The organism is Aestuariivirga sp., from assembly GCF_046093005.1.
Taxonomy (GTDB): Bacteria; Pseudomonadota; Alphaproteobacteria; order Rhizobiales; family Aestuariivirgaceae; genus Aestuariivirga.
In genome coordinates, this window is sequence record NZ_JBJTER010000207.1 from 24,962 (window position 1) to 50,069 (window position 25,108).

25 protein-coding genes and 1 riboswitch are annotated in these 25,108 nt (G+C 66.0%); of the genes, 17 read left to right on the forward strand and 8 right to left on the reverse strand.

Going from position 1 to position 25,108, the window contains the following annotated elements:
- Positions 1-3: 3 nt before the first annotated feature.
- Positions 4-1,908 (reverse strand): molecular chaperone DnaK, encoded by a 1,905-nt coding sequence (dnaK, locus tag ACKOED_RS17430; protein WP_408917896.1) that lies wholly within the window; start codon positions 1,906-1,908, stop codon positions 4-6.
- A gap of 249 nt (positions 1,909-2,157) precedes the next feature.
- Between dnaK and ACKOED_RS17435 the strand changes: the two genes are divergently transcribed.
- Complete coding sequence (locus tag ACKOED_RS17435; protein WP_408917897.1) at positions 2,158-2,760, forward strand: alpha-ketoglutarate-dependent dioxygenase AlkB family protein; 603 nt, start codon at positions 2,158-2,160, stop codon at positions 2,758-2,760.
- Positions 2,757-4,025, forward strand: coding sequence for a flavin monoamine oxidase family protein (locus tag ACKOED_RS17440; protein WP_408917898.1), 1,269 nt, complete (start codon positions 2,757-2,759; stop codon positions 4,023-4,025). Before ACKOED_RS17435 ends, ACKOED_RS17440 begins: the two co-directional genes overlap by 4 nt.
- Here the strand turns inward: ACKOED_RS17440 and ACKOED_RS17445 are convergent.
- From ACKOED_RS17445 to hrcA, 3 genes are all read right to left on the reverse strand, one after another.
- Positions 3,985-4,368 carry a VOC family protein gene (locus ACKOED_RS17445; RefSeq protein ID WP_408917899.1) on the reverse strand — a complete coding sequence of 128 codons (384 nt, stop codon included), beginning with the start codon at positions 4,366-4,368 and terminating at the stop codon, positions 3,985-3,987. The genes ACKOED_RS17440 and ACKOED_RS17445 overlap by 41 nt on opposite strands.
- 90 nt (positions 4,369-4,458) lie before the next feature.
- On the reverse strand, positions 4,459-5,010 hold the full coding sequence (gene grpE, locus ACKOED_RS17450) for a nucleotide exchange factor GrpE (protein WP_408917900.1): 552 nt from the start codon (positions 5,008-5,010) through the stop codon (positions 4,459-4,461).
- A 59-nt stretch (positions 5,011-5,069) separates the two neighbouring features.
- Positions 5,070-6,155, reverse strand: coding sequence for a heat-inducible transcriptional repressor HrcA (gene hrcA / locus ACKOED_RS17455; protein WP_408917921.1), 1,086 nt, complete (start codon positions 6,153-6,155; stop codon positions 5,070-5,072).
- Between the two features lie 85 nt (positions 6,156-6,240).
- On the opposite strand from hrcA, the gene rph reads away from it, so the two are divergent.
- From rph to gshB, 6 genes are read left to right on the forward strand one after another with little or no spacing between them, the layout of a single operon-like run.
- On the forward strand, positions 6,241-6,954 hold the full coding sequence (gene rph / locus ACKOED_RS17460; protein WP_408917901.1) for a ribonuclease PH: 714 nt from the start codon (positions 6,241-6,243) through the stop codon (positions 6,952-6,954).
- Positions 6,954-7,559, forward strand: a complete 606-nt coding sequence (gene rdgB / locus ACKOED_RS17465; RefSeq protein WP_408917902.1) for an RdgB/HAM1 family non-canonical purine NTP pyrophosphatase — start codon at positions 6,954-6,956, stop codon at positions 7,557-7,559. The genes rph and rdgB overlap by 1 nt, the downstream gene beginning before the upstream one ends.
- A complete protein-coding gene (hemW, locus tag ACKOED_RS17470; RefSeq protein ID WP_408917903.1) occupies positions 7,546-8,694 on the forward strand; it encodes a radical SAM family heme chaperone HemW in 1,149 nt (382 codons plus the stop codon). Before rdgB ends, hemW begins: the two co-directional genes overlap by 14 nt.
- Positions 8,695-8,716: 22 nt before the next feature.
- The gene (rsmI, locus tag ACKOED_RS17475; protein ID WP_408917904.1) at positions 8,717-9,613 is read left to right on the forward strand and encodes a 16S rRNA (cytidine(1402)-2'-O)-methyltransferase; all 897 of its coding nucleotides are present in this window, start codon (positions 8,717-8,719) and stop codon (positions 9,611-9,613) included.
- Complete coding sequence (locus tag ACKOED_RS17480) at positions 9,603-9,965, forward strand: YraN family protein (RefSeq protein WP_408917905.1); 363 nt, start codon at positions 9,603-9,605, stop codon at positions 9,963-9,965. The genes rsmI and ACKOED_RS17480 overlap by 11 nt, the downstream gene beginning before the upstream one ends.
- Before the next feature lies 1 nt (position 9,966).
- Positions 9,967-10,905, forward strand: coding sequence for a glutathione synthase (gene gshB / locus ACKOED_RS17485; RefSeq protein ID WP_408917906.1), 939 nt, complete (start codon positions 9,967-9,969; stop codon positions 10,903-10,905).
- Between the two features lie 24 nt (positions 10,906-10,929).
- Here gshB and ACKOED_RS17490 read toward each other — a convergent pair whose 3' ends face one another.
- Positions 10,930-11,775 (reverse strand): D-amino-acid transaminase, encoded by an 846-nt coding sequence (locus ACKOED_RS17490; protein WP_408917907.1) that lies wholly within the window; start codon positions 11,773-11,775, stop codon positions 10,930-10,932.
- Between the two features lie 127 nt (positions 11,776-11,902).
- Here ACKOED_RS17490 and ACKOED_RS17495 point away from each other — a divergent pair, with 127 nt between their 5' ends.
- The 4 genes from ACKOED_RS17495 (at position 11,903) to ACKOED_RS17510 (ending at position 16,917) form a co-directional block, all read left to right on the forward strand.
- Complete coding sequence (locus tag ACKOED_RS17495) at positions 11,903-13,258, forward strand: aspartate aminotransferase family protein (protein WP_408917908.1); 1,356 nt, start codon at positions 11,903-11,905, stop codon at positions 13,256-13,258.
- Between the two features lie 17 nt (positions 13,259-13,275).
- Positions 13,276-14,655, forward strand: a complete 1,380-nt coding sequence (locus ACKOED_RS17500; RefSeq protein ID WP_408917909.1) for a glutamine synthetase family protein — start codon at positions 13,276-13,278, stop codon at positions 14,653-14,655.
- A gap of 9 nt (positions 14,656-14,664) precedes the next feature.
- On the forward strand, positions 14,665-15,441 hold the full coding sequence (locus ACKOED_RS17505; protein ID WP_408917910.1) for a hypothetical protein: 777 nt from the start codon (positions 14,665-14,667) through the stop codon (positions 15,439-15,441).
- 66 nt (positions 15,442-15,507) lie between these two features.
- The gene (locus ACKOED_RS17510; protein ID WP_408917911.1) at positions 15,508-16,917 is read left to right on the forward strand and encodes a sodium:proton antiporter; all 1,410 of its coding nucleotides are present in this window, start codon (positions 15,508-15,510) and stop codon (positions 16,915-16,917) included.
- 55 nt (positions 16,918-16,972) lie between these two features.
- Here ACKOED_RS17510 and ACKOED_RS17515 read toward each other — a convergent pair whose 3' ends face one another.
- From ACKOED_RS17515 to ACKOED_RS17525, 3 genes are all read right to left on the reverse strand, one after another.
- Positions 16,973-17,161, reverse strand: a complete 189-nt coding sequence (locus ACKOED_RS17515) for a hypothetical protein (RefSeq protein WP_408917912.1) — start codon at positions 17,159-17,161, stop codon at positions 16,973-16,975.
- Between the two features lie 332 nt (positions 17,162-17,493).
- Positions 17,494-18,711 carry a class I SAM-dependent RNA methyltransferase gene (locus ACKOED_RS17520; RefSeq protein ID WP_408917913.1) on the reverse strand — a complete coding sequence of 406 codons (1,218 nt, stop codon included), beginning with the start codon at positions 18,709-18,711 and terminating at the stop codon, positions 17,494-17,496.
- Positions 18,704-19,345 carry a thiamine diphosphokinase gene (locus tag ACKOED_RS17525; protein WP_408917914.1) on the reverse strand — a complete coding sequence of 214 codons (642 nt, stop codon included), beginning with the start codon at positions 19,343-19,345 and terminating at the stop codon, positions 18,704-18,706. Before ACKOED_RS17525 ends, ACKOED_RS17520 begins: the two co-directional genes overlap by 8 nt.
- Positions 19,346-19,401: 56 nt before the next feature.
- A riboswitch (TPP riboswitch) is annotated at positions 19,402-19,509 on the forward strand.
- A gap of 39 nt (positions 19,510-19,548) precedes the next feature.
- Here ACKOED_RS17525 and thiB point away from each other — a divergent pair.
- From thiB to ACKOED_RS17550, 5 genes are all read left to right on the forward strand, one after another.
- Complete coding sequence (thiB, locus tag ACKOED_RS17530; RefSeq protein WP_408917915.1) at positions 19,549-20,550, forward strand: thiamine ABC transporter substrate binding subunit; 1,002 nt, start codon at positions 19,549-19,551, stop codon at positions 20,548-20,550.
- Positions 20,526-22,064 (forward strand): ABC transporter permease subunit, encoded by a 1,539-nt coding sequence (locus ACKOED_RS17535; protein ID WP_408917916.1) that lies wholly within the window; start codon positions 20,526-20,528, stop codon positions 22,062-22,064. The genes thiB and ACKOED_RS17535 overlap by 25 nt, the downstream gene beginning before the upstream one ends.
- A complete protein-coding gene (gene thiQ, locus ACKOED_RS17540; RefSeq protein WP_408917917.1) occupies positions 22,061-22,774 on the forward strand; it encodes a thiamine ABC transporter ATP-binding protein in 714 nt (237 codons plus the stop codon). Before ACKOED_RS17535 ends, thiQ begins: the two co-directional genes overlap by 4 nt.
- The gene (locus tag ACKOED_RS17545; protein WP_408917918.1) at positions 22,771-24,570 is read left to right on the forward strand and encodes an ABC-F family ATP-binding cassette domain-containing protein; all 1,800 of its coding nucleotides are present in this window, start codon (positions 22,771-22,773) and stop codon (positions 24,568-24,570) included. The genes thiQ and ACKOED_RS17545 overlap by 4 nt, the downstream gene beginning before the upstream one ends.
- A 102-nt stretch (positions 24,571-24,672) precedes the next feature.
- Positions 24,673-25,029, forward strand: a complete 357-nt coding sequence (locus tag ACKOED_RS17550; RefSeq protein WP_408917919.1) for an endonuclease domain-containing protein — start codon at positions 24,673-24,675, stop codon at positions 25,027-25,029.
- The last annotated feature ends 79 nt before the right edge of the window (positions 25,030-25,108 follow it).

Consider the following 25,108-nt stretch of genomic DNA (forward strand, 5'->3'; position numbering starts at 1 on the left):
GACTCAGACCTTCTTGTCGTCGTCCTTGACTTCCTCGAAGTCGGCATCGACCACTTCTTCGCCGCCGCCCGCGTCACGCCTGGCGTCGGCCTCGGCCTGGCCCTGCTGGGCCTTGTACATCGCCTCGCCCAGCTTCATCGAAACCTGCGCCAGCGCGTTGGTCTTGGACTTCACGGCCTCAACGTCCTCGCCCTCCAGCACCGACTTGAGATCGGCGATGGCCGCCTCGATTGCCGATTTATCGGCGGCCGGCACCTTGTCGCCGAATTCGGCGAGCGACTTGCCGGTCGAGTGGATCAGCGCTTCCGCATGGTTCCTGGCTTCCACCATGTCCTTGCGCTTCTTGTCCTCGGCGGCATTGGCTTCGGCTTCCTTCACCATGCGCTGGATGTCGGCGTCGGAGAGGCCGCCCGATGCCTGGATGCGGATCTGCTGCTCCTTGTTCGTCGCCTTGTCCTTGGCGGACACGTTGACGATGCCGTTGGCGTCGATGTCGAAGGTCACCTCGATCTGCGGCATGCCGCGCGGCGCCGGCGGAATACCCATCAGGTCGAACTGGCCCAGGATCTTGTTGTCGGCCGCCATCTCGCGCTCGCCCTGGAAGACCCGGATGGTCACCGCCGTCTGATTGTCGTCGGCGGTGGAGAACACCTGGCTCTTCTTGGTGGGGATCGTGGTGTTGCGGTCGATGAGCCTCGTGAACACGCCGCCCAGCGTCTCGATGCCAAGCGAAAGGGGCGTCACGTCGAGCAGCAGGACGTCCTTGACCTCGCCCTTCAGCACGCCGGCCTGGATCGCGGCGCCGATCGCCACCACCTCGTCGGGGTTCACGCCCTTGTGCGGCTCCTTGCCGAAGAACTGCTTCACCGTCTCGATGACCTTCGGCATGCGGGTCATGCCGCCCACCAGCACGACTTCGTCGATCTGGCCCGCGGTGACCCCCGCATCCTTGAGCGCCGCCCGGCACGGCTCGATGGTCTTCTGGATAAGGTCGTCAACCAGGGCTTCGAGCTTGGCGCGGGTGAGCTTCAGGGTGAGATGCTTGGGCCCCGTCTGGTCCGCCGTGATGAACGGCAGGTTGATTTCGGTCTGGGCCGAGGACGACAGCTCGATCTTGGCCTTTTCGGCGGCTTCCTTGAGGCGCTGCAGGGCGAGCTTGTCCTTGCGGAGGTCGATGCCCTGGTCCTTCTTGAACTCATCGGCGAGATAATCGACGATGCGCATGTCGAAGTCTTCGCCACCGAGGAAGGTGTCGCCGTTGGTCGACTTCACCTCGAACACGCCGTCGCCGATCTCGAGCACCGACACGTCGAAGGTACCGCCGCCCAGGTCATAGACCGCGATGGTGCCGGACTGCTTCTTGTCGAGGCCATAGGCCAGTGCCGCCGCGGTGGGCTCGTTGATGATGCGCAGAACCTCAAGGCCGGCGATCTTGCCGGCCTCCTTGGTGGCCTGGCGCTGCGAGTCGGTGACATAGGCCGGACCGGTGATCACCGCCTGGGTCACCGTCTCGCCGAGATAGCGTTCGGCGGTTTCCTTCATCTTGGTCAGCGTATAGGCCGAGATCTGCGAGGGCGAATATTTCTTGCCCCGGCTTTCGACCCAGGCATCGCCGTTGTCGGCCTTGACGATGGAATAGGGAACGAGCTTCTTGTCCTTGGCGACCATCGGGTCGTCAAAGCGGCGGCCGATGAGCCGCTTGATCGCGAAGAAGGTGTTCTCGGGGTTGGTCACCGCCTGGCGCTTGGCCGGCTGACCGACCAGGATTTCGCCGTCGGCATTGAATGCCACGATCGAGGGGGTGGTGCGCGCCCCTTCGGCGTTTTCGATCACCTTCGGGTTCTTGCCCTCCATCACCGCCACGCAGGAGTTGGTGGTGCCGAGGTCGATACCAATCACTTTCGCCATTTTGATCCTCCAATTGGCAGGCCCGCCCGGCAAGCCCTCTCACGGCGCTTGCCTTGACCCCGCTCCCGCGAGGCGCCGGCCTCCTGATTCAGACATGGTTCCGGACTGCCAGGCCTGGCCGGGCCGTCCAGCGTTCTGGCCGTATATAGGCAGGGGGGTGCGGCCTATCAAGCCGTCATTCCCGCCGTCTTTTGGCCTTGCGATACGCGCCGCTTGCCCCTCGGCAGTGGCGGTGACAGAAGGCGGCCCATGACCCCCGGCCTCCGCTATCTTCCCGGCCACCTGGCCCTGCCTGACCAGCGGCAATTGGTGGAAAACCTCCGCGCCGCCGTTGCGGCAGCGCCGCTCTTCGTGCCGGTGATGCCGCGTACCGGGCGGCCGTTCTCGGTGCGGATGACCAATCTGGGGCCGCTCGGCTGGGTGTCGGACCGGGGTGGCTACCGCTACCAGCCTGGCCACCCTGTATCCGGCACGCCCTGGCCGCCGATCCCCCCGCTGCTGCTGGATCTCTGGCGGAGCCTCTCAGGCTACCCGCATGACCCCGAGGCCTGCCTTGTGAACTTCTACAGCGGCGGCGCCAAGATGGGCCTGCACCGCGATGAGGACGAGGAGGATTTTTCCGCCCCCGTCGTCTCGGTCTCGCTCGGCGATACCGCGGTGTTCCGGATCGGCGGACCTGACCGCGGCGGCAGGACCACGACGATCAAGCTCCAGTCCGGCGACGTGCTGGTGATGGGCGGGGCCGCCCGGCTGTGCTACCACGGCATTGACCGGGTGCTGGGCGGCACCTCGACGCTGCTCAAGGATGGCGGGCGCATCAACCTGACGCTGCGGCGGGTGAGGAAACCATGAGCCACTATGACATCGCGGTGATCGGGGCGGGCGCTGCCGGGCTCGCGGCCGGCCTCGCGCTTCAGGCATCGGGGCGCAGCTTCATCGTGCTGGAGGCGCGCGACCGGATCGGCGGCCGCGCCTATACCGACACCGCGACGCTCGGGCTTCCCTTCGACTGCGGCGCCCATTGGCTGCACGCCGCGGCGCAGAACCCGTTCACCACGATCGCTGACCGGCTGGGCTTCGCCTATAACGCGCGGCTGACCTGGGCCGACGTGATCCGGTACGGGGGCGGCGGTCCCTTGCCGGACGCGGTCCAGAAGGAGGGCATTGCCCACATCATCGATGTGTTAACCCGCATCTCCGAGACGGACGCCTCGGGGCCTGACCGGCCTTTCTCCGCCTATCTTGACCCCGGCAACCGCTGGTATCTGCTGCTCGAACATATCATCAACCAGATCACCTCCCATGATCCCGAGGACTGCTCGGTTCTGGATTATGCCCGTTACGTGGAAGAAGGCGGCGACTTTCCCGTGGCGGATGGCTTTGGCGCACTTGTCGCCCGCCATGCGGCGGCGCTCGCGGTCACGCTGTCGACCCCGGTTACCTGTGTCGACTGGTCAGGACGCCAGGTCCGGCTGGAAACGCCGAACGGCACGGTGACCGCCCAAACCATCATCCTCGCGGTGCCCGTCAATGTGCTGATCGCCGGCGGCATCCGCTTCGATCCCGCCCTGCCTGTTTCGCTGGTCGAGGCCTTTCATGATTGCCCGATGGGCGTTTCGGAGAAGCTCGCCATCCTGCTCGACCGGCCGATCGATGGGCTTGGCCATCTCTATGGCGATGTCATTTTTCCGGATCCGGCGAAGCGGCCCTTCAACCTGCATACCAACCCGTTTGGCCGCCCATTGCTGGTATCTCACATGGGCGGCTCGCATGGCCGGGAGGTGGAGCGGCTGAGCGATGCGGCGGTCGAGGCCATGGCCATGGAGGCGGTGACGGAAGCCTTCGGCGCCTCGTTCCGGAAACGAGTCAAAAAGATGCTGCGCACCCACTGGGCCTCAGACCCTTACACGCTGGGCGGCTATTCGCATGCCAGGCCGGGCCGCGCCGCCTCGCGCCTGCTGTTTTCGGAACCGGTGGCGGACAGGATCGTGCTGGCGGGCGAGCATTGCTCGATCCCGTTCTTTTCCACCGTTCACGGCGCCCATCTTTCCGGGATCGACGCCGCCGCAAAGGCCCTCAGGCTGGTGGACGGTCAGCCGGCTTCATCCAGCCGATGACGGCGCCCGTCGGGTCCTCCAGGATGGCGATCCGGCCCACCATTGGCACCTCGAAGACAGGCACCATGAGCTTGCCGCCCGCCGCTTCCGCCGCCGCCACCCGGGCATCGACGTCATCGACCGCGAGATAGGTGAACCAGCCCGTGGGGCTTCCTGGCCGCGAAGTCATGTCCATCAGCCCCCAGGCGGACTCTCCGCCCGCCATGGCAACCCAATACTTGCCCTCGCCCGAAGGGTCGAAGCCCTGAAAGCTGAGGCCAAGCGTCTTGCCGTAGAAGTCCTTGGCCTTCTGCACTTCCGTGGTCATCAGTTCGGACCACACGACCGTTCCTTGCTTTGCCATGCGTCATACTCCTCTGAGAGTATGCGCAACCTGCGCCGCCGCCCCGGCCGGAACCCTGACCTGAGTCAAGAATCAGCGAATAAGGAGCACTTACCCCTCGGCCTTGGCCACCCCGACCATGGCCGGCCTGAGGCACCGCTCGCCGATCGCGAAGCCTGACTGCATTTCCCGCACGACCGTGCCCGGCGGGTGGTCCTTGGTGGGAACCTCGAACAGCGCCTGGTGGAAATTGGGGTCGAACTTGGCGCCCACCGTCTCGACCTTGCGGATATTGTAGCGCTGGAACACGTTCAGCAGTTCGCGCTCGGTCATCTCGACGCCGGCCAGCAGGTTCTTGGTCACCGCATCGGCCTTCTCGCGCGCTTCCGGCGTGATGGTGGCCACCGCGCGCTGCATGTTGTCGGCAACGCTCAGCAGGTCGCGGGCGAAATTGGTGGCGGCATAGAGCACCGCCTCGGCCTTTTCCCGCTCCGTGCGCTTGCGCAGATTGTCCATGTCGGCGGCGGTGCGCAGCAGCCGGTCCTTGAGGGCAGTCGCCTGGTCCTTGAGTTGCATGATTTCAATGTCGCGGGCGTCGATGTCGTCGGCCAGCGGCCCATCCTGGGGGGCGGTCTGCTCAGACGTGTTCGGATCGTCAGCCATGACTGTTCCAATGCTAGAATTTCGGGGCAGCTGGCATATCGGCTCCCGCAGCCAAAAAATCAAGTGAGCAGGCGGCCCACGGCCTTGGCCGTATAGTCGACCATGGGAATGATCCGCGCATAGTTCATGCGGGTCGGGCCGATGATGCCCATGACGCCCACGATCTTTTCCTCGGCATTGCGGTAGGGCGAGACGATGATCGAACTTCCCGAGAGCGAAAACAGCCGGTTTTCCGAGCCGATGAAGATCCGCACGCCCTCGCCCCGCTCGGCGGCTCCCAACAGCTGCGCCAGCTCTTTCTTGTTCTCGATGTCCTCGAACAGCTTGCGGATGCGCTCGAGGTCGGCCGCCGCGTTGGCGTTGTCGATCAGGTTGGCCTGGCCGCGCACGATCAGCGTCTTGTCGTCGGCATCCGCCTCGCCGGACCACTGGCCGATGCCGGCCTCGACGATGCGCGCCGAAATCTCGTCGAGCTCGCGGCGCAAATCCTGCATTTCCTCGCGCACGAAGCGCTGCACCTCGTCGATGGTCTTGCCCTGGAACCTGGTCGAGAGATAGTTCGAGGCCTTGGCGAAAGTGGAAGGCGGCAGGCCGCGCGGCACGTCGATGACCCGGTTCTCGACGCCGCCGTCCTCGCCCACCAGGATGACCAGTGCCCGGCCCGGCCCCAGGTTGACGAATTCGATGTGCTTCAGCCGGGCGTTCATCTTCGGCGCCAGGATGACGCCGGCGCATTGCGACAGGCCGGACAGCAGGGTGGTGGCCTCGCCCAGCACATCCTCGATGCGGCGCTGGCGGTTGGAGGCGGCGATCTGGGCATCGATGCGGGCCCGCTCGTCCGAGGTGACGGCGCCTACCTCCATCACCGCGTCGACGAAGAAACGCAGGCCCTGTTCGGTGGGAACCCGGCCGGCGCTGGTATGGGGCGAGAAGATGAGCCCGGCATCCTCCAGGTCCATCATCACATTGCGCACCGAGGCGGGCGACAGGTTCTGCGGCAGGATGCGCGAAATGGTGCGCGAGCCGACCGGCTCGCCGGTTTCGAGATAGGTGTCGACGAGGCGGCGGAAGATATCGCGCGACCGCTGGTCGAGGCCGGCGGCGCCGGAGAGCCGTTCCTCGGAAAAAGGCTTGGGCGGGATCATGCTCATGCCATCAATGTAGAAATCAAGTTGGCGCGGGTCAATCGAGGGGCTAGAAGTCGCGCATTCGGAACAAGGAATGAACATCATGCGTCCATCGGGACGGAAACCGGACCAATTGCGCGCCGTATCGTTTCAGCGCGGCTTTACCCGCCATGCGGAGGGTTCCTGCCTCGTCCGCTTCGGCGACACCCATGTGCTGTGCACCGCCTCGCTCGAGGAAAAAGTGCCGCCGTGGCTCAAGGGTGGCGGCAAGGGCTGGGTGACGGCGGAGTATGGCATGCTGCCGCGCGCCACCCATGAGCGCACCAGGCGCGAGGCGGCCGCCGGCAAGCAATCGGGCCGCACCCAGGAAATCCAGCGCCTCGTCGGCCGCAGCCTGCGCGCCGTCGTCGATCTCGAGGCGATGGGCGAACGCCAGATCACCCTCGACTGCGACGTGCTGCAGGCCGATGGCGGAACCCGCACCGCGGCGATCACCGGCTGCTGGGTGGCGCTGTTTGATTGCCTCAAATGGATGGACGGGCGGGCGATGTTCAAGCGCTGGCCGCTGAAGGACCATGTCGCCGCGGTGTCCTGCGGCATTCATGGCGGCGTTCCCGTGCTCGACCTCGATTACGCCGAGGATTCGGGCGCCGGAACCGACGCCAACTTCGTGATGACCGGCGACGGCGGCATCGTGGAAATCCAGGGCACCGCCGAGGGCGCGCCGTTCTCGGAGGCGAGCTTCCTCGAACTGCTGGCCCTGGCCCGCCGGGGCATTGGCGAATTGGTGGCCTTCCAGAAGGCGGCAATCGCCTGATGCGCCGGCTCACCGGCTCCAAGATCGTCATCGCCACCCACAACAAGGGCAAGCTCGAGGAATTCGCGGCGCTCCTCAGGCCTTATGGCGTGGAGGCGGTCTCGGCCGGCGATCTGGGCTTGCCTGAACCGGCGGAGACCGAAACCAGCTTTGCCGGCAATGCCCGCATCAAGGCGCGGGCCGCCATGCGGGCGAGCGGGTTGATTGCCGTGTCCGATGATTCCGGCCTGTGCGTGGACGCGCTGGACGGCCAGCCCGGCGTTCACACCGCCGACTGGGCGGGGCCGGACCGCGACTGGAACATGGCGATGCGCCTCGTCGAGGAGAAGCTGCAGGCGAAAGGCGCGACCACGCCTGAGCAGCGCCGGGCGCAATTCGTCTGCACGCTCTGCGTCGCCTGGCCGGATGGCGAAGAGCGCATCTATGAAGGCCGAATCCCGGGCACGCTCGCCTGGCCGCCGCGCGGGAGGCTCGGCCATGGCTATGACCCGGTGTTCGTGCCGGACGGCGAGACCCGCAGCTTCGCTGAATTGGCGCCGGAGGAGAAGAACCGCATCTCGCACCGCGCCAAAGCGCTGGACAAGCTGGTCCGTGACCTCTTCTGATCCCTTCGGAATCTATGTGCACTGGCCGTTCTGCAAGGCCAAATGCCCGTATTGTGATTTCAACAGCCATGTGCGTCACGCGCCCGTCGATGCGCTGTCCTTCGCGCGCGCGCTGGCCACGGAACTCGCCTGGTTCGCCGCACAGACGCCGGGCCGCACGGTAACCTCGATCTTCTTTGGCGGCGGCACGCCCTCGCTGATGCCGCCCGCCGCGGTGGGCCATGTGCTTGATGCCCTCGCCGCGCTGTGGCCGGTCTCGCCCGCTGTTGAAACTACGCTCGAAGCCAATCCGACCTCGATTGAGGCGGACAATTTCCGTGGTTACCGCACGGCGGGAATCAACCGCGTATCGGTCGGCGTGCAGGCGCTTGATGATGGTGACCTGAAGGCGCTGGGCCGCCAGCACTCGGCTGCGGAAGCGCTCGATGCCTTCCGGCTCGCCGCCACAATCTTTCCGCGTGTGTCCTTCGACATGATCTATGCCAGGCCCGGACAGACGCCGGAGGCCTGGCAGGCCGAGCTGTCACGGGCGCTGGCGGAGCAGCAGGGCCACATGTCGCTCTACCAGCTGACGATCGAGCCCGGCACCGCCTATTTCGATCTCCATGCCGGCGGCAAGCTGATGATGCCAGGCGACGGTCTCGCCGCCGATCTCTTTGACCTCACCCAGGAGCTGACCGCCAGGGCGGGGCTTGTGGCTTACGAGGTGTCGAACCACGCCGCGCCGGGGCATGAATCCCGCCACAATCTGCTCTACTGGCGCTATGGCGACTATGCCGGCGTGGGGCCCGGCGCGCACAGCCGGATCAGCGCCGGGGAAAACCGCCATGCGCTGATCGCCGAAAAACATCCCGAGACATGGCGCGGCCTCGTTGAAAAGCAGGGCCACGGCATCATCAGCGACAGCGTCGTGACGCGCGAGGATCAGGCGAGCGAATATCTGCTGATGGGCCTGCGCATCGCCGAGGGCATCGACATCGGCCATTATGCGGCCCTGGCCGGGCGGGCCATCGCGCCCGCGAAACTGAAGCATCTCGAGGACCTCGGCTTCATCGCCACCGAGGGGCCGCGCCTCAAGGCCACGCCGGAGGGCCGCAAGCTGCTCAATGCGGTGATTGCCGAACTGGCCGTCTGACTTCTATGCTCCGGCCCGCCATATGAGTGAACCACACCCAGCCTATCTGATCGGCGGCCAGCGCTTCGAGGCGGCGAGCCTCGCGCCGGGCCTTTACATCGTGGCCACGCCGATCGGCAATATGGGCGACATCACGCTGCGCGCGCTCGCAACGCTTGCCGCCGCCGATCTCGTGCTGTGCGAGGATACGCGCACCAGCGGCAAGCTGATGGAACGCTATGGCATCCGCGCCAGGCTCGCGCCCTATCACGAGCACAATGCCCGCAAGGTGCGCCCGGGAATTCTCGGCCGTCTGGCGGAGGGCGCGGCCATCGCGCTCGTCAGCGATGCCGGCATGCCGCTGGTGTCCGACCCCGGCTACCGGCTGGTGAGGGAGGCGGCGGAGCGCGGCATCGCGGTCACCACCTGCCCGGGCCCATCGGCCGTGCTGGCGGGGCTTGCCCTGTCTGGCCTTCCCACCGACCGTTTTCTGTTCGCGGGCTTCGTGCCGCAGAAACAGGGCGAGCGCCGCAGGCTGTTCCTGGAGTTCGCCACGCTCAAAGCCACGCTGGTGTTTTTCGAAAGCCCGCATCGCATTGTCGAGACGCTCGGCGATATTGATGCCGTGCTGCCTGGCCGCGGCGTGGTGGTGACGCGCGAACTGACCAAGTTTCACGAAGAAGTGCTGCGCGGGTCCGCCCTGGAGATCGCCACCCAGCTTGCCGCGCGGCCCGCCGTGAAGGGCGAGATCACCCTGCTGGTGGGGCCGCCGGAACAGCCGGAAGCGGTTTCCGGGGAAGAACTTGAAGAGGCCATCACCGCGGCACTTGCCGCCATGCCGGCCGGCAAGGCGGCTTCCGAACTGGCGCGCCGCTTCCAGCTCAACCGCGCCGACATTTATCAGCGCATTCTGGCGCGCAAAGGCGGCGATGGCCAATGACCGGCGCAAATCCGAGGAGGCGGGCCGCACGGCGGAGCTCATCGCCCTGTGGTACTTACGCCTCAAGGGCTGGCGGCTGATCGCCCACCGCTACAAATCGCCGGTGGGCGAGGTCGATCTGGTGATGCGGCGCGGCAAGGTCACGGCCTTCATCGAGGTGAAGGCGCGCGAAAGCCTCGATGGTGCGGTCGAAGCCGTCTCGCCCCGCCAGGCGCGGCGCATCGCGGCGGCCGCGCGGCACTTCATGGCGGCCAGAAACCAGCGGGATCAGGCCTGCCGTTTTGACATCGTCGCGGTGAGCCCTTACCACTGGCCGCGGCATATCGAGAACGCCTTCGAGGGAGACCAATGACATGGCGCTGAGCGTGGCGGTGCAGATGGATCCGGTCCAGTCCATCACGATCGCGGGCGATTCGACCTTCGCCCTGATGCTGGAGGCGCAGCGGCGCGGACACAGCCTGTTCTACTATCAGACGAAAACGCTGGCGCTGGACGGCGCGCGGCTGTTCGCCACCGGTCATGACATCAGCGTCAGGGACGTGAAGGGCGATCATTTCAGCCTGGGCGAAGAGCGCCGCGCCGATCTGGGCGCCTTGGATGTGGTGCTGATGCGCCAGGACCCGCCCTTTGACATGGGCTACATCACCGCCACGCACATGCTGGAAGCCATCCACCCCAAGACGCTGGTGGTGAACGATCCGGGCCAGGTGCGCAACGCGCCGGAGAAACTGTTCGTGCTCAACTACCGGCAATTCATGCCGGAAACGCTGATCAGCCGCGATCCTGCGGAAATCGCCGCCTTCCGCCGCGCCCATGGCGACATCATCCTGAAGCCGCTCTATGGCAACGGCGGCGCCGGCGTGTTCCGGCTGGGCGAGAGCGACCAGAATTTCTCGGCCCTTCTCGAACTCTTCACCCAGACCTTCCGCGAGCCGTTCATCGCCCAGCGCTACCTTCCCGACGTGCGCAAGGGCGACAAGCGCATCATCCTGGTCGATGGCAAGCCGGCCGGCGCCATCAACCGCGTGCCGGCGGTGAATGAGAACCGCTCCAACATGCATGTTGGCGGCAAGCCGGAACCCGCTGAACTCACCAGGCGTGACCGCGAGATCTGCGAGGCGCTGGGACCGGATCTCAAAGCGCGCGGTCTGATTTTCGTCGGCATCGACGTGATCGGCGATAGCCTCACCGAAATCAACGTCACCTCGCCCACCGGCATCCGCGAGGTCAAACGCTTCGGCGGCGCTGACATCGCCGGTCTGATATGGGATGCGATCGAGGCCCGGCGCTGATATTCCGTAGAGCAAGAAATCTCGTCAGGCCCCTGCTTCCTCGAGGAACAGGGCGCGCAGCCTGCGCACCACTGGCCCAGGCTGGCCGCCGCCAATGCGGCGGCCGTCGATCTCGACGACCGGCATCACGAATTGCGAGGCCGAAGTGAGGAAGGCCTCATCCGCCGCATAGGCCTCCGCCGGCGTGAACTGGCGTTCGACGATCTCGACGCCATGCTCCTTGGCCAGGCGAAACAGCGCCCGCCTGGTGCAGCCGGCCAGAATCTCGTTTGAAATGCCCCGCGTGATCACCTTGCCATCCTTGACGATATAGGCATTGGACGAGGTGCCCTCGGTGACGAAACCGTCTTCCACCATCCAGGCCTCATGCGCGCCCTTCTCATAGGCCTCCTGCTTGCCCAGCACCGGGGCCAGCAGCATCACCGTTTTGATGTCGCGCCGCGCCCAGCGCAGGTCAGGCGTGGTGACTGCCTTGACGCCGGTCACCGCATTGGGGTTGCTCACCAGCGCCATGACCTGCGTGAAAGCGATGAGCGTGGGGGCGGGCGCAGGCTTCGGGAAGTTGAAGCTGCGGTCAGCGCTGCCGCGCGTCACCTGCATGTAGATGATGCCTTCGCGCAGATCGTTGCGGCGGATCATCTCCTGATGCATGGCATCGATCTCTTCGCGGCTGCACGGCCAATCCATGCGCAGTTCTTTCAGCGAGCGCCCCAGCCTTTCCATATGCGCCGGATAATCGACGAGCTTGCCGTTCACCACGGCGGTGACCTCATAGACGCCATCGGCAAACAGGAAGCCGCGGTCGAAGATCGAAATCTTGCCTTCGGATTCCGGCAGGTAGTCGCCATTCACATAGACGGTGCGGGGCATCGGATTAGGCCTTTTTGTCTGAATTCCGGCCTCTAAGCACGATTCCCGCCCGAAAATCCATGGGGGTTGTGGCGGCGGCGGCGGGCGGGTAGGACAGGCTCCATCGGCAACAGCCAAGAAGGACATCATGGCGCGATCCATTCCGGAAGCAGCGATCACCGCGATGCTGGCCCGCGAAGAGGCCCTCTTCATCCAGCGCAACCCGGTTTCGAAAAGGCTTTCCGAGGACGCCGCCCCCTACTGGCTGAAAGGCGTTCCCATGCACTGGATGGTGGATTGGGGAACGCCATTCCCGCTGTTCGTGGCAAAGGCCGAGGGTGCTGAACTCACCGACGCCGACGGCAACCGCTACGCCGACTTCTGCCTTGGTGATACCGGCGCGATGTTTGGCCATTCGCCGCCGCCCATCGTGGAGGCGCTGCGGCGCGACGGCGCCAGCGGCTTCACCACCATGCTGCCCTCGCCCGACGCGGTGGTGGTGGGGAAGCTTCTGCAGAATCGCTTCGGCCTGCCCTGCTGGCAGGTGACGGCAACGGCGTCCGACGCCAACCGCGCGGTGATCAAATGGTGCCGGGCCATCACCAGGCGCAAGAAGATCCTGGTGTTCAACCATTGCTACCATGGCGCGGTGGACGAAACCTATGTGACCATCGATGGCGGCGCGCCCCACGCCGACCCGGCGCTGATCGGCGAGGTGCGCGATCTCACCCAGTTCACCAAGGTGATCGAATTCAACGACATCCCCGCGCTCGAGGCGGCACTGCGCGAAGGCGATGTGGCTTGCGTGCTCGCCGAACCGATCATGACCAATGTCGGCATGGTGCTGCCCGACGACGGATATCACGCGGCGCTGCGCGATCTCACGCGCAAAGCGGGCACGCTCCTCGTGATCGACGAGACGCATTGCATCTCCTCGGGCCCCGGCGGCTACACCCGCGCCCATGGATTGGAACCCGATGCCATTGTGCTGGGAAAGCCGATCGCCGGCGGCATTCCCGCCGCCGTCTACGGATTTTCGGCCGAGGTCGCGGCGCGCATTGGCGCCTTCCTCGAAACCCGCACGCCTGGTCATTCCGGCATCGGCACCACGCTGGCCGGCTCGCGCATTCAGCTGGCGCTGATGCGCGCCATGCTGGAAAATTACTTCACTGATGCCTGCTTCCGCCCGCTGCTCGCGCTGGCGCAAGAGCTGGAGGACGGCATCGCACGGGTGATCGCCAGGCATGGCGCGCCCTGGCATGTGGCGCGGGCCGGCGCGCGGGTTGAGTTCATGTGCGCGCCGGAGCGGCCGCGCAACGGCGGCGAGGCGGCGCGAATCATCCACCGGCCCATCGACGTCGCCATTCACCACTATCTTCTCAATCGCGGGGTGCTGGTCACCCCGTTCCACAACATGATGCTCGTCTGCCCGGCCACCACCGCGGCGCAGGTGGCGCAGCTGGTCGACGGCCTCGACCACTGCCTCGCCGAATTGACCGGCTGACACGGGAGTATGCGCGCATGAGTTTGATGTTCCCCCGCCGCGAGGCCGAAGCCCAGGCCTTTCTTGATGCAAATCCTGACATCGACAGCGTCCATGTGGTGTGGACGGATCTGTGCGGCGTGGCCCGCGGCAAGGTGCTGCGGCGCGACGAGGTGATTGCCGCCTGGAAGGACGGCCGCTTCCTGCCGATCTCGGCGCTGGCGCTGGATGTGACGGGGCAAGACGTGCCCGAAACCGGGCTGGTGTTCGACGAGGGCGACCGCGACATGCTGCTGTGGCCCGCACCGGGAAGCCTCACGCGCATGCCATGGGCGCAAGCGCCCGCCGCGCAATACATCGCCTCGGTTCATGACCTCGACGGTACCGCCCACTATGCCGATCCGCGCAATATTCTCGCCAAGATGGTGGCAAGGGTCGAATCCCAGCTCGCCGTGACGCCGGTCGGCGCCGTCGAGCTCGAATTCTTCCTCATGGACCGCGCCGCGGCGCTTGCCGGCAGGCCCATTGCGCCAAAATCCCAGATCAACGAGGCGCGGCCCAGGCATTACCAGGCCTATTATCTTCAGGATACGGATGATTTCGCGCCGTTCTTCCGCGACCTCTACGCCATGTGCGGCGTGCAGGGCCTGCCCGCCAGGACGCTGATTTCGGAATATGCGCCGGGCCAGATGGAAATCGTGCTCCGGCACCGGGCTGACGTGCTGAAGGCCTGCGATGAAGCCATCATGCTCAAGAGGCTTATCAAGAATGTGGCGGAGACGCATGGTCTGGCCGCCACCTTCATGGCCAAGCCCTATTCTGCCTGGACCGGATCCGGCATGCATATCCATGTTTCGCTGGCTGATGGCGCGGGCGCCAATCTGTTCGCCGCGGAAGACCCCGCGGCCAATCCGCTTCTCATGCATGCGCTGGGCGGACTCAAGGCGGCGATGGCCGAATCGATGCTGATCTTCGCGCCCAACGCCAATTCCTACCGCCGCTTCCGCCGTAATTCCTATGCGCCGGTCTCGGCCAGTTGGGGCATCAATAACCGCACGGTGTCGCTGCGCGTGCCGGCGGGTCCGGCCAATGCCTGCCACATCGAACACCGTCCGGCGGGGGCCGACGCCAACCCCTATCTGGTGATGGCCGCGGTGCTGGCCGGCATGCACCATGGCATCGCGCGGAAAATGGACCCCGGCCCGCCGGTGACCGGCAACGGCTATGCCCAGCCCGCAACGCCCATTCCCGGCAACTGGTTTGCCGCCATCGAGGCCTTGCGGCGGGGCATGATCATTCGTGAACATCTCGGCGCGGATTTCGTCGAAACCTTCTGCACCATCAAGGAGGTCGAGGCCGACCGCTTCTACGCCGAGCCCACCGAGCGCGATTTCGAATGGTATCTGCGCACGGTCTGAGGGAGATTCATGCCGCCGCATTTCATCTATCTCTTGCCGCCGGCCGGCATTCTCGCCACGGTGTTTGCCACCGTCGCGGTGATCGCGGTGCTGTTGCATCTCCTGTTCTTCTGGTCCCGTCTCCACAGGCTCAATGATCATCTGGCGAAAATGTCGCCGGTGGTGCTTGCCATCTCCGGCACGGTCTTCGGCCTCTCCGTCAGCTTCCTCGCCAATTCCGTGTGGATCAACGAAGACCGCGCCTGGGAAACCGTCTATGCGGAAGCGCGCAGCATGCGGGTGATGGAGAACTATATCGAAGCACTGCCTCCAGCCCCGCGCGACGCGCTGTACAAGCTGATTGAGGTCTACGGAAAAGCCGTACTGGCCGAGTGGCCCGACATGGCGGTCTCGGGAGCGGCCCCTGAGGCTGAAACGGCCCTGCAGGACATCTACGCGGCGGTGATCGGCGATCTGGGCCAGGGCGACCCGGACAGAGTTCTTCAGCAGAGGATTCTCACGGCGCTGGACAGCCTCTCGGCTGCCCGCCAGCAACGGCTGTCCATGGCCCAGAATGTGGTCAGCGCCGGGCAGTGGATTCTGGTCACCGGGCTGGGCTTCCTGCTTCTGGTGATGACGGCGTCGCTGCATGCCAAGCTCCCGGCGACCCGGGCGCTGGCGCTCGGCGCCATCACCGTGGCCATCAGCTTCATGACTTTTGTCATCGTCATGCATGACCAGCCTTTCCATGGCTACCGCGCGATTCCGCCGGAAGCCATATTGAAGGCGAGCTATGCGACGCCGTGACCTTGCGCTTTGCGTTGACCGTCACACCTTCCTAGTGTCTCATGCGGATGAAGAGATGATCGGCGCATGAACAAGACAAGTCTCCCTGCCGCCCTCGCGCTCCTGGTGCTGTCGGGCTCGCCGGCCTTGGCCGCGCAGGGCCTCGATGGCGCGGCGCTGGGCCTCGCCTGGGCGGTGCCTTTCGCCGGCCTGCTGCTGTCAATCGCCATTCTGCCGCTGGTGGCGGAGCGCTTCTGGCATCACCATCGCGGCAAGGTGGCGGCTTTCTGGGCGTTGCTCACCATCCTGCCCATCGCATTGGCGGGCGGCGCAAGCTCCGCCGCGTCGGCTGTGGTGCATGCCGCGTTCGCCGAGTACATTCCATTCATCGTGCTGCTGCTCACCCTGTTCACGGTGGCGGGCGGCATCGTGATCCGCGGCAACCTCCGTGGCGCGCCGCTCACCAACACGGTGCTGCTTGCCATCGGCGCGGGGCTGGCGAGCTTCATCGGCACCACCGGCGCCGCGATGATCATGATCCGCCCGGTGATCCGCGCCAATGACGACCGCAAGCACAATGTGCATGTGATCGTGTTCTTCATCTTCCTCGTCGCCAATGCCGGCGGCGCGCTGACTCCGCTTGGCGATCCGCCGCTGTTCCTGGGCTTCCTGCGCGGCGTCGATTTCTTCTGGCCGACCGTGCATCTGTTCTGGCCGGCGGTGGTGATCGTGACCGTGCTGCTCGCTGTGTTCTTTCTGCTCGACAACTATATCTACGCCAGGGAAGGCCATCTGGCGCGCGACCCGACGCCTGAGCGCCCGGTTTCGGTGACGGGCGGCGTCAATTTCCTGCTGATCCCGGCGGTGATCGCCGCGATCCTGCTGTCCGCCGCCGTGGACTGGGGCACGGTCAACATCTACGGAACCGAGGTCGCCACCGCGAGCCTGGCGCGTGACGCCGCACTGGTGGCGGTCGTCGTGGCCTCGCTCCTGCTGACGCCCCGCGCCAACCGGGCGGAAAACAGTTTCAGCTGGGAGCCGATGCGCGAAGTGGCGGAGCTGTTCGCCGGCATCTTCATCACCATCATCCCGGTTCTGGCCATGCTGAAAGCCGGCGCGTCGGGGGCGTTCGCGCCGCTGGTGGCGCTGGTGCAGGGCCCCGACGGCGCACCCGACAACCTCGCCTATTTCTGGATCACCGGCGGCCTTTCATCCTTCCTCGACAATGCGCCGACCTATCTGGTGTTCTTCGAACTGGCGGGCGGCGACCCGCAATATCTGATGCGCGAGGGCGCCGGCACGCTGGCCGCCATCTCGGCGGGCGCGGTGTTCATGGGCGCCAACACCTATATCGGCAACGCCCCCAACTTCATGGTCTATGCCATCGCCCGCGACCGCGGCATCAAGATGCCGGGCTTCTTCGGCTACATGCTGTGGTCGGGCGCGATCCTGCTGCCGCTGTTCGTTTTGGTGTCGTGGCTGTTCTTCGTTGGATAGCGCCAAAGCATGCCCGCTCATTACACGGTGGCAATGCCGGCCATAATCGCCGGCGTCACCACAGCAACCTTCCGCGCGTCACCTGCAGCCGCACCAGTTCCCTGGCGCGGCGCAAATCGTCTTCCATGCGCTGGATATCCCTTGGGTCGGCGTTGCCACCGGAGCGCCTGGCGTAACGCAGCCTGGCGGCGGCCCGGAGCTTCCGCAGGCACCGTAACGGCACTTTGAACTTGAAACAGAACATGCATGTCTCCATCGCGAAGACATGGGTTCATCACCCATGCGCGTGAATCCAGGTCGAGTGGCGCCAGGACGCGCAAACGCGCGCCACAGCGGCACGTCAAGACCGGTCAACAGTGATTGAAAGACGCCAGAGGCGCGAGAAACAGATTACCCGCCTGAGGCCCGAGCCTCATGACGGCCCGGCACTCAGCGAGAGAGGGTTACCATTTGAGTAAGGACGACCATCGCCGGGCTCCTGTGTTTGCTGGTTGGGATGTGCGGCATAACAGCGTCGTGCTTGGTTGAAAAGTATTGCTGCGTTAATTTATCTGGCTGTTGCCTGGCTACCACAGGTCAGCGCGTGAATTGCGCCACGATTTCCACATGACTTGACCATTTGAACTGGTCGACGGCGGTCACCTGCCGGAGCTTGTAGCCACCGGCTGCCAGAATTCCGGCATCGCGCGCGAAGCTTGCCGGATCGCAGGATACGGCGACAACCGTTTTCACCTGTGACCGCGCCAGCTGCCTGGCCTGGGCCTCGGCCCCGGCCCGCGGCGGGTCAAACACGACCGCATCAAGATGCTTCACTTCATTTGGCGCCAGCGGCTCGCGGAACAGATCGCGCGCCGTTGCAATGATTGGCTTCAGACCCTGCGTCGTCTTCACCGCCGCTGCGAGCGCCGCGATCGCCGCGCGGTCACTGTCATAGGCCTCGATGCGCGCCCGTTCGGCAAGCCGGAAGCTGAACGGCCCGATGCCGCAGAACAGATCAGCCACGGTTTTCGCCTTGCCGATATGTTCGGAGACGAGCCGTCCCAGCGTCTCTTCACCCGCCGCCGTTGCCTGTAGAAAGCCGCCGGGTGGCGGCATGACTTCCGCCCTGCCCATCCGCAGGCGTGGCGGGGTGGCGGTGGCAATGATCTCGCCATTGACGCTGAGCCGCGCCAGCCCCAGGCTGTGAACGAATTGCGCGCGCTGGCTCTGCTGCTGTTCGCGTTCCTCGCGTGCCGCCTTGACGCTCACATCGAGGCCGCCGAGGCTGGCGGTCACCGCCACGTCGCAATCGCCGAACGCATGGCCCAGCGCCCGGGCGATGCCGGGAGCTCGCTCGAGTGCCGGTTCCAGCACCGGGCAGGCGTCGATATCCAGAAGCTGGTGGCTGCGCGCCGCCATGAAACCCGCCGTCACCGTGCTGCCAGCCCGCCTGACATGCAGGATCACCCGGCGGCGGCCCGCGCCGTGGGCATCGATGGCGGGCGGCACGTCATATGACAGCCCCCGCGACTTCAGCGCATCCGTCACCAGCGCGGCTTTCCAGGCCCTGTAGGGTGCTTCTCGCCAATGCTGCAGCTGGCAGCCGCCACACTGGCCGTAATGCTTGCAGAACGGGGTGATGCGGTCGGGCGAGGCTCGGGTGATGGCCGCAAGCCCCCGGCGCTCGCCGCTGCCCATGGCCAGCACCTCTTCGCCCGGCAGGCTGCCCGGCACCAGCAGCCTCTGCCCATCCTCATGGGCAACGCCTTCGCCGCGTGGGCCCAGCCTCTCGATCCGCAGCGCTACCTCACTCATCGGGCGCCAGCGGCGGATAGGCGATGGCAATGCCGTGCCCCGCCCGCAATACGATCTCCACCGGCCCCAGCGCCACATTGGAGAGCGTGAGCGTGGAGCCCAGCGCCACGTCACGGTTCGCGAGCGGCCATTTGACGCCCGCCAGGCTCAAGCCCGCAAGATCGCTGAACGGGACGACGCTGAGCCTGGTCTCCGCGGGAAGCTCCACCCGCAGGCGGCCGGGGATGAGCGGCCATGCCTCCTCCGTGCCGCTGCTCAGGAAACAGGCGACACCCTGGCGCGCCAGGCCCAGGCTCTGGCCCAGAAGCCCCACCGTATGGTCGCTCTGCCCGCCGAGCCCGCCCAGCAGCAACAGCTCGCTCGCCCCGCGCCGGATCGCCTCGGCCACGGCAATGGCGCCGTCGGTGGCGTCTTTTTCCGCCGGAAAGGTCTCGCGCGGCACATCGCGGTATTGCACCGCCAGTTCAGAGCCCGCCGAATCGAAGTCCCCCACCCACAATTCGGGCACCACGCCAAGGGCGGCGGCATGCATCATGCCGCTGTCGGCGGCGATGAGGCGCGCGCCGGCAATCTGACCGCGCAGACGGGCGGTCACCGTGAGCTCGCCGCCCAGAAGAATGGCAAATCGTGTCATGCTGAAGCCTTAGCAAATCGGTCTTGCCAGCGCACGCCTTCCGCCCTATTCCTGTTCGCGCTCTCACGGGGTGCCGCTTCCGGCGGCTGAGACAGGGCGCAAGCCCTAACCCGATGAACCTGATCCGGATCATGCCGGCGGAGGGATTGCGAGCGGACTTCCTTTCTGGCGGTCCAATCCTCCATCCAACGGCGAATGGAGGAATGATGATGAAAAAGACTCTCACCGCTCTGTTCGCGCTCCTGTCGCTCGCCGCGCCCGCCGCGGCGAAGGATACGCTGACAATCTACACCTATGACAGCTTCGTCGCCGAATGGGGCCCGGGCCCCAAGGTGAAGGAGGAATTCGAGAAGGTCTGCGACTGCACCGTCGAATGGGTGGCGCCGGGCGACGGCGTGGCGCTCCTGAACCGCCTCAAGCTTGAAGGCCAGAACACCAAGGCGGACGTGGTGCTGGGCCTCGACACCAATCTCACGGCCGAAGCCCGCAACACCGGTCTCTTTGCGAGGCACGGCCAGGATCTGGCCCTCGCCAGGACACCTGTTCCGTGGACGGATGAATATTTCATGCCCTTCGACTATGGCTATTTCGCCGTCGTCTATGACACCCAGGCCATGGCGGCGCCGCCGAAATCGCTCGATGAACTCGTCAATGGCGATCCGGCGCAGAAGATCGTGCTGCAGGACCCGCGTTCCTCAACGCCGGGGCTGGGCTTCCTCCTCTGGATGAAGCAGGTCTATGGCGACAAGGCGGCGGATGCCTGGAAGAAGCTGCAGCCCCGCGTGTTGACGGTGACGCCGGGCTGGTCGGAAGCCTATGCGCTGTTCACCAAGGGCGAGGCGCCGATGGTGCTGTCCTACACAACCTCGCCCGCCTATCACGTGATCGCCGAGAACAGCGAGCGCTACAAAGCGGCGGCTTTCAGCGAAGGCCATTACCTGCAGGTCGAAGTGGCGGGCATCATTGAGGCCAGCCCACGGAAGAATCTGGCGGGGAAGTTCCTGGCCTTCATGATGGGCCCCGGCTTCCAGGACCAGATTCCGACCACCAACTGGATGTTCCCGGCGGGCGCTACCTCTGGGCCGCTGCCCGCCGCCTTCGAGGCGCTGGTGAAGCCTGAAAAGACGCTCATCTTCACGGCCGAAGAGGTGGAGCAGAACCGCCGCGCCTGGATCGACGAGTGGCTGAACGCCACGGCCCGGTGATCGCCTGCCAGCCAGCGCGGGCGCCAGCGGTCGCGGCGCTCGCCTTTCTGGGGGTGGCGCTCGCGCTGGGCTTCCTGCCGGTGCTGCGGCTGGGATTTGAGCAGGGCATCCAGGGCCTTGATCCCTATGTGCTGCGCGTCCTGGCCTTCACGTTGTTGCAGGCGGGCCTCTCGACATTGTTGTCGCTCGTGCTGGGCGTTCCGCTGGCGCGGGCGCTGGCGCGGCGGCAGGCGTTCCGCGGCAGGTCCATGCTCTTGCGCCTGCTCAACCTGCCGCTGGCGCTGCCGTCGATCGTGGTGATCATCGGCATCATCGAGGTCTATGGCGCCAATGGCTGGCTCGGCGGCCTGTTCCAGATCTACGGTCTTCCGGGCATCCTGCTCGCGCATGTGTTCTTCAACGCGCCGCTGGCCGCGCGGCTCATCCTGACCGATCTTGAGCGCATTCCGCCGGAAAGCTGGAAGCTCGCGGCGCAGCTGGGTCTCGGCCCCGCGGCGCTGTGGCGGCTCGTCGAATGGCCGGCGATCCGCTCCGGCGTGGCGGGCGCGGCACTCCTCATCTTCCTGCTTTGTGCCGCGAGCTTCGCAGTGGTGCTGACATTGGGCGGCGGCCCGCGCGCCACCACGCTGGAAGTGGCGATCTACCAGTCGCTGCGCGCCGATTTTGATCCGCAGCGGGCCGCCATGCTGGCGCTCCTGCAACTCGCGTTGTGCGGCGGCCTGGCGCTGCTCGCCCAGCGCTGGGGCGGCCTCGCGCCCGGCTTTCCGGCGCTCCGGCTCGCCCCCCGGCGCTATGACGGCGGCGCGTTGCTGCCGCGCCTCCTCGATGCCGGCATGATTGTTCTGGCGCTTCTCTTGCTGCTGCCGCCGCTGGCGGCACTGGTGAGCGCCGGGCTGTTCCGCATCGACTGGTCGCCAGCACTCGGCCGCGCCCTGCTGACCAGCCTGGCGCTTGGCGCGGCCAGCGCCTGTCTTGCTTTCGCACTGGTTTGGCCGCTGGCGGTGCGGAGCGTCGTCTGGCGGCGGGTGGCCGCGCTCGCCGTGCTGGCCTCGTGGATCGTGCCGCCCGCCGCGCTGGCGACCGGCTGGTTCATCAGCCTCATCGGCTATGCCAGCCAGTGGTGGCTCGCCGCCCTGCTGGTGATCCTGCTCAACGCGCTGATGTCGCTTCCTTTCGTGGCGCGCGCCCTGTTTCCGGCTCTGGGCCGCGCCGCCCAAGCCCATGACCGGCTGTGCCTGAGCCTTGGTCTTTCCGGCTGGAACCGCTTCCGCAATGTCGAATTCGCCGCTGTGAAACAGGCCATCGGCCTGGCGCTGGTGCTGGCGCTGATCCTGTCGCTCGGCGACTTGACCGCCATCGCGCTGTTCGGCACACAGGATGTCATGACGCTGCCCGCCCTGATCTACCGCCAGATGGGCAGTTACCGTTTCGACGCCGCCATCGGCACCGCGCTGGTGCTGGCGCTTCTCGTGCTGTCGTTCTCGGCGCTGGCCGAACGCTGGAGCAAACCGTGACCGTGACGCTCGACCGCGTCTCCTTCCGCTACGAGGAGATGGACATGTTTTTCGATGCGGTGTTTCCGCCGCGCGCACTCACGGCGGTGATCGGCCCCAGCGGCGGCGGCAAGTCGACGCTGCTGAACCTCATTGCCGGTTTCGAGACGCCGCTTGCCGGGCGGGTGCTGATCGATGGCGCGGATGTGACGGCGCTGCCGCCGGACCGCCGCCCGGTCAGCATGATCTTCCAGGACAACAACGTGTTTGCGCATCTTGATCTCTGGCGCAACGTGGCGCTCGGTGTTTCTGCCTCGCTCCGGCTTGACGCCGCGCAGCAGCAACGGGTGGATGACGCGCTGGCCGAAGTGGGGCTTGGGCCCCTCGCGCGCCGCTTGCCGGGCGAGATTTCGGGTGGCGAACGCCAGCGCGTGGCGGTGGCCCGCGCCCTGGTGCGTGAGCGTCCGGTGCTGCTGCTCGATGAGCCTTTCGCGGCGCTTGGTCCCGCCCTCCGCGATGACATGCTGGACCTCGTGAAAGCCATGCAGGACGCCCGCGGCCTCACCGCGATCATGGTCACCCACCAGCCCGAGGACGCCGCCCGGGCGGCAAGCCACACCGCCTATCTCGAGAATGGCCGGATCGTGGCGCTCAGGCCCACGGCCGACCTGTTCTCCGCCACCGATGTTCCCGGCCTCGCCGCCTATCTGGGAGACTGGAAAGGCGCATGAGCCGGATTCTGCTTCATCTCCGCGGCATTGGCCTCACCTTCGGCGGCCGCCCGGTGCTGGAAGACGCCGAGCTTTCGGTGGCCGAGGGTGAACGCATCGCGCTCGTAGGCCGCAATGGCTCCGGCAAGTCGACGCTTCTCAGGCTGGCTGCTGGCGTGATCGAGCCGGACAAGGGAACGCGCTGGGTGCAGCCCGGCGCCACCATTCGCTATCTGCCGCAGGAGCCCGATCTCTCGGCCTTTGCCACGGTGCGCGATTATGTCGAGGCCGGGCTGGGGCCCACCGACGATCCGCACCGCTGCGCCTATCTTCTTTCCGAACTGGGCCTCACCGGAGACGAAGATCCGCGGCGGCTCTCGGGCGGCGAAATCCGCCGGGCCGCCATCGCCCGCGTGCTGGCGCCGCAACCGGATATCCTGCTGTTCGACGAGCCCACCAACCATCTCGATCTTCCCGCCATCGAATGGCTGGAATCAGAGCTCGCGTCGCTGCGCGCCGCCTTCGTGTTGATCAGCCACGACCGGCGCTTTCTCGAGGCTCTCACCAACCGCACTGTCTGGCTTGACCGTGGCGGGGCGCGCCGGCTCGACCGCGGCTTTGCCGATTTCGAAAGCTGGCGCGACGAGGTGCTGGCCAAGGAGGAGGCGGACCAGCAGCTTCTCGCCAAGCGCATCGCCGCCGAGGAGCACTGGATGCGCTATGGCGTCACGGCGCGCCGCCGCCGCAACATGCGGCGGGTGGAGCTTCTCGCCAGCCTGCGCAAGGAGCGCCGCGAGCATGTGGGCCAGCAGGGTGCGGTGCGCATGGCGGCCTCTGCGGGCGATCTCTCCGGCAAGCTGGTGGCGGAAGCCAAGGCCGTGTCGAAAAGTTTCGGCGGACGGCCCATCGTCTCCAATCTCGATCTCATGGTGATGCGCGGCGACCGTCTTGGCATCGTTGGCCCCAATGGCGCCGGCAAGACCACGCTCATCAAGCTGCTCACCGGCCAGCTGGCGCCGGATTCGGGAACCATCCGGCTCGGCGCCAATCTCGAAGCCGTGACGCTGGACCAGAGCCGCCAGAGTCTCGATCCCGGCGCCACCCTCGCCGATGTCATCACCGGCGGCCGTGGCTCCTCCGTCACGGTCAACGGCGAGACCAGGCATGTCGTCACCTATATGAAGGATTTCCTGTTCCCGCCGGACAAGGCGAGAACCCCGGTGGGTGTTCTCTCCGGCGGCGAGCGCGGGCGGCTCATCCTGGCGCGCGAACTGGCCAAGCCGTCGAACCTTCTCGTCCTCGACGAGCCCACCAACGATCTCGACCTCGAGACGCTCGACATGCTGCAGGAGATGCTGACGGAGTATCAGGGCACCATCCTGCTGGTCAGCCATGACCGTGACTTTCTCGACCGCGTCGCCACCTCCGTGCTGATGGCCGAGGGCAACGGCAAGTGGACCGAATATGCCGGCGGCTATTCCGACATGCTGGCCCAGCGCGGCGCGGGCGTCGCGGCGCGCAAATCGAAGTCTGAAACCGCGCGTTCAGCGCCGCCGCAACAGCCGGAAGCGCCGCAGGCCCAGCGCAAGCTCTCCTTCAAGGAAAAACACGCGCTGGAAACCCTTCCCGCCGCCATGAAGGCGCTGGAAAGCGAGATCGGCGGGCTTGAAGCGCGTCTCGCCGATGCCGGACTTTTCGCGCGCGATCCCAAGGCTTTCGAACAGGCAGCCGCAAGGCTCACCGCCGCCCGCGCCGAACTGGCCGCGGCCGAAGAGCAATGGCTCGAACTGGAAATCAAGCGCGAGTCGCTGGCATGACATGCCCGCCCCGCGCCCCGCGCCAGCGGGGAGAGGGTTGGGGCCCATTGCGTCAGCAATGGGAGGGTGAGGGGCCGGTCAGCTTGTGATAAGCTCCCGCTCATGTCATCTGAACGCTTCTCTCCCAAAGACTTCGCCAGAAAGCTCCGGCGCGAAGCCTCGAAGGCGGAAGGCATCTTGTGGAAAGCGCTTCGCAACCGGCAGCTTGAAGGCTTCAAGTTCGTGCGGCAGGAGCCGCTTGGTCCTTACATCGTGGACTTTCTGTGCCGGAGCGCAAGGCTGGCCGTCGAACTTGACGGCGCCACGCACAGTACTGAACAGGAAATCAACCGGGATCAGGCCCGAACGGCGTGGCTGAACGCCAGAGGCTACCGTGTCATCCGGTTCCGGAACGAAGATGTTTACCAAGCCATGGACTGGGTGGCCGCGGAGATTCTCCAGGCGCTGAAAGAGCGGTAACGCCCCCTCACCCTCCCTCGCCCCGCGCCAGCGGGGAGAGGGTTGGGGCCCATTGCGTCAGCAATGGGAGGGTGAGGGG

Coding starts and splice junctions, on each gene's coding strand:
- ACKOED_RS17550 (WP_408917919.1), top strand. CDS start 24,673: ATGTCATCTGAACGCTTCTCTCCCAAAGACTTCGCCAGAAAGCTCCGG.
- ACKOED_RS17500 (WP_408917909.1), top strand. CDS start 13,276: ATGAGTTTGATGTTCCCCCGCCGCGAGGCCGAAGCCCAGGCCTTTCTT.
- rdgB (WP_408917902.1), top strand. CDS start 6,954: ATGCGCCGGCTCACCGGCTCCAAGATCGTCATCGCCACCCACAACAAG.
- ACKOED_RS17480 (WP_408917905.1), top strand. CDS start 9,603: ATGGCCAATGACCGGCGCAAATCCGAGGAGGCGGGCCGCACGGCGGAG.
- ACKOED_RS17515 (WP_408917912.1), bottom strand. CDS start 17,161: ATGTTCTGTTTCAAGTTCAAAGTGCCGTTACGGTGCCTGCGGAAGCTC.
- ACKOED_RS17545 (WP_408917918.1), top strand. CDS start 22,771: ATGAGCCGGATTCTGCTTCATCTCCGCGGCATTGGCCTCACCTTCGGC.
- ACKOED_RS17510 (WP_408917911.1), top strand. CDS start 15,508: ATGAACAAGACAAGTCTCCCTGCCGCCCTCGCGCTCCTGGTGCTGTCG.
- thiB (WP_408917915.1), top strand. CDS start 19,549: ATGATGATGAAAAAGACTCTCACCGCTCTGTTCGCGCTCCTGTCGCTC.
- ACKOED_RS17440 (WP_408917898.1), top strand. CDS start 2,757: ATGAGCCACTATGACATCGCGGTGATCGGGGCGGGCGCTGCCGGGCTC.
- ACKOED_RS17520 (WP_408917913.1), bottom strand. CDS start 18,711: ATGAGTGAGGTAGCGCTGCGGATCGAGAGGCTGGGCCCACGCGGCGAA.
- ACKOED_RS17495 (WP_408917908.1), top strand. CDS start 11,903: ATGGCGCGATCCATTCCGGAAGCAGCGATCACCGCGATGCTGGCCCGC.
- grpE (WP_408917900.1), bottom strand. CDS start 5,010: ATGGCTGACGATCCGAACACGTCTGAGCAGACCGCCCCCCAGGATGGG.
- ACKOED_RS17445 (WP_408917899.1), bottom strand. CDS start 4,368: ATGGCAAAGCAAGGAACGGTCGTGTGGTCCGAACTGATGACCACGGAA.
- rph (WP_408917901.1), top strand. CDS start 6,241: ATGCGTCCATCGGGACGGAAACCGGACCAATTGCGCGCCGTATCGTTT.
- ACKOED_RS17490 (WP_408917907.1), bottom strand. CDS start 11,775: ATGCCCCGCACCGTCTATGTGAATGGCGACTACCTGCCGGAATCCGAA.
- hrcA (WP_408917921.1), bottom strand. CDS start 6,155: ATGATCCCGCCCAAGCCTTTTTCCGAGGAACGGCTCTCCGGCGCCGCC.
- gshB (WP_408917906.1), top strand. CDS start 9,967: ATGGCGCTGAGCGTGGCGGTGCAGATGGATCCGGTCCAGTCCATCACG.
- ACKOED_RS17505 (WP_408917910.1), top strand. CDS start 14,665: ATGCCGCCGCATTTCATCTATCTCTTGCCGCCGGCCGGCATTCTCGCC.
- ACKOED_RS17435 (WP_408917897.1), top strand. CDS start 2,158: ATGACCCCCGGCCTCCGCTATCTTCCCGGCCACCTGGCCCTGCCTGAC.
- dnaK (WP_408917896.1), bottom strand. CDS start 1,908: ATGGCGAAAGTGATTGGTATCGACCTCGGCACCACCAACTCCTGCGTG.
- rsmI (WP_408917904.1), top strand. CDS start 8,717: ATGAGTGAACCACACCCAGCCTATCTGATCGGCGGCCAGCGCTTCGAG.
- ACKOED_RS17525 (WP_408917914.1), bottom strand. CDS start 19,345: ATGACACGATTTGCCATTCTTCTGGGCGGCGAGCTCACGGTGACCGCC.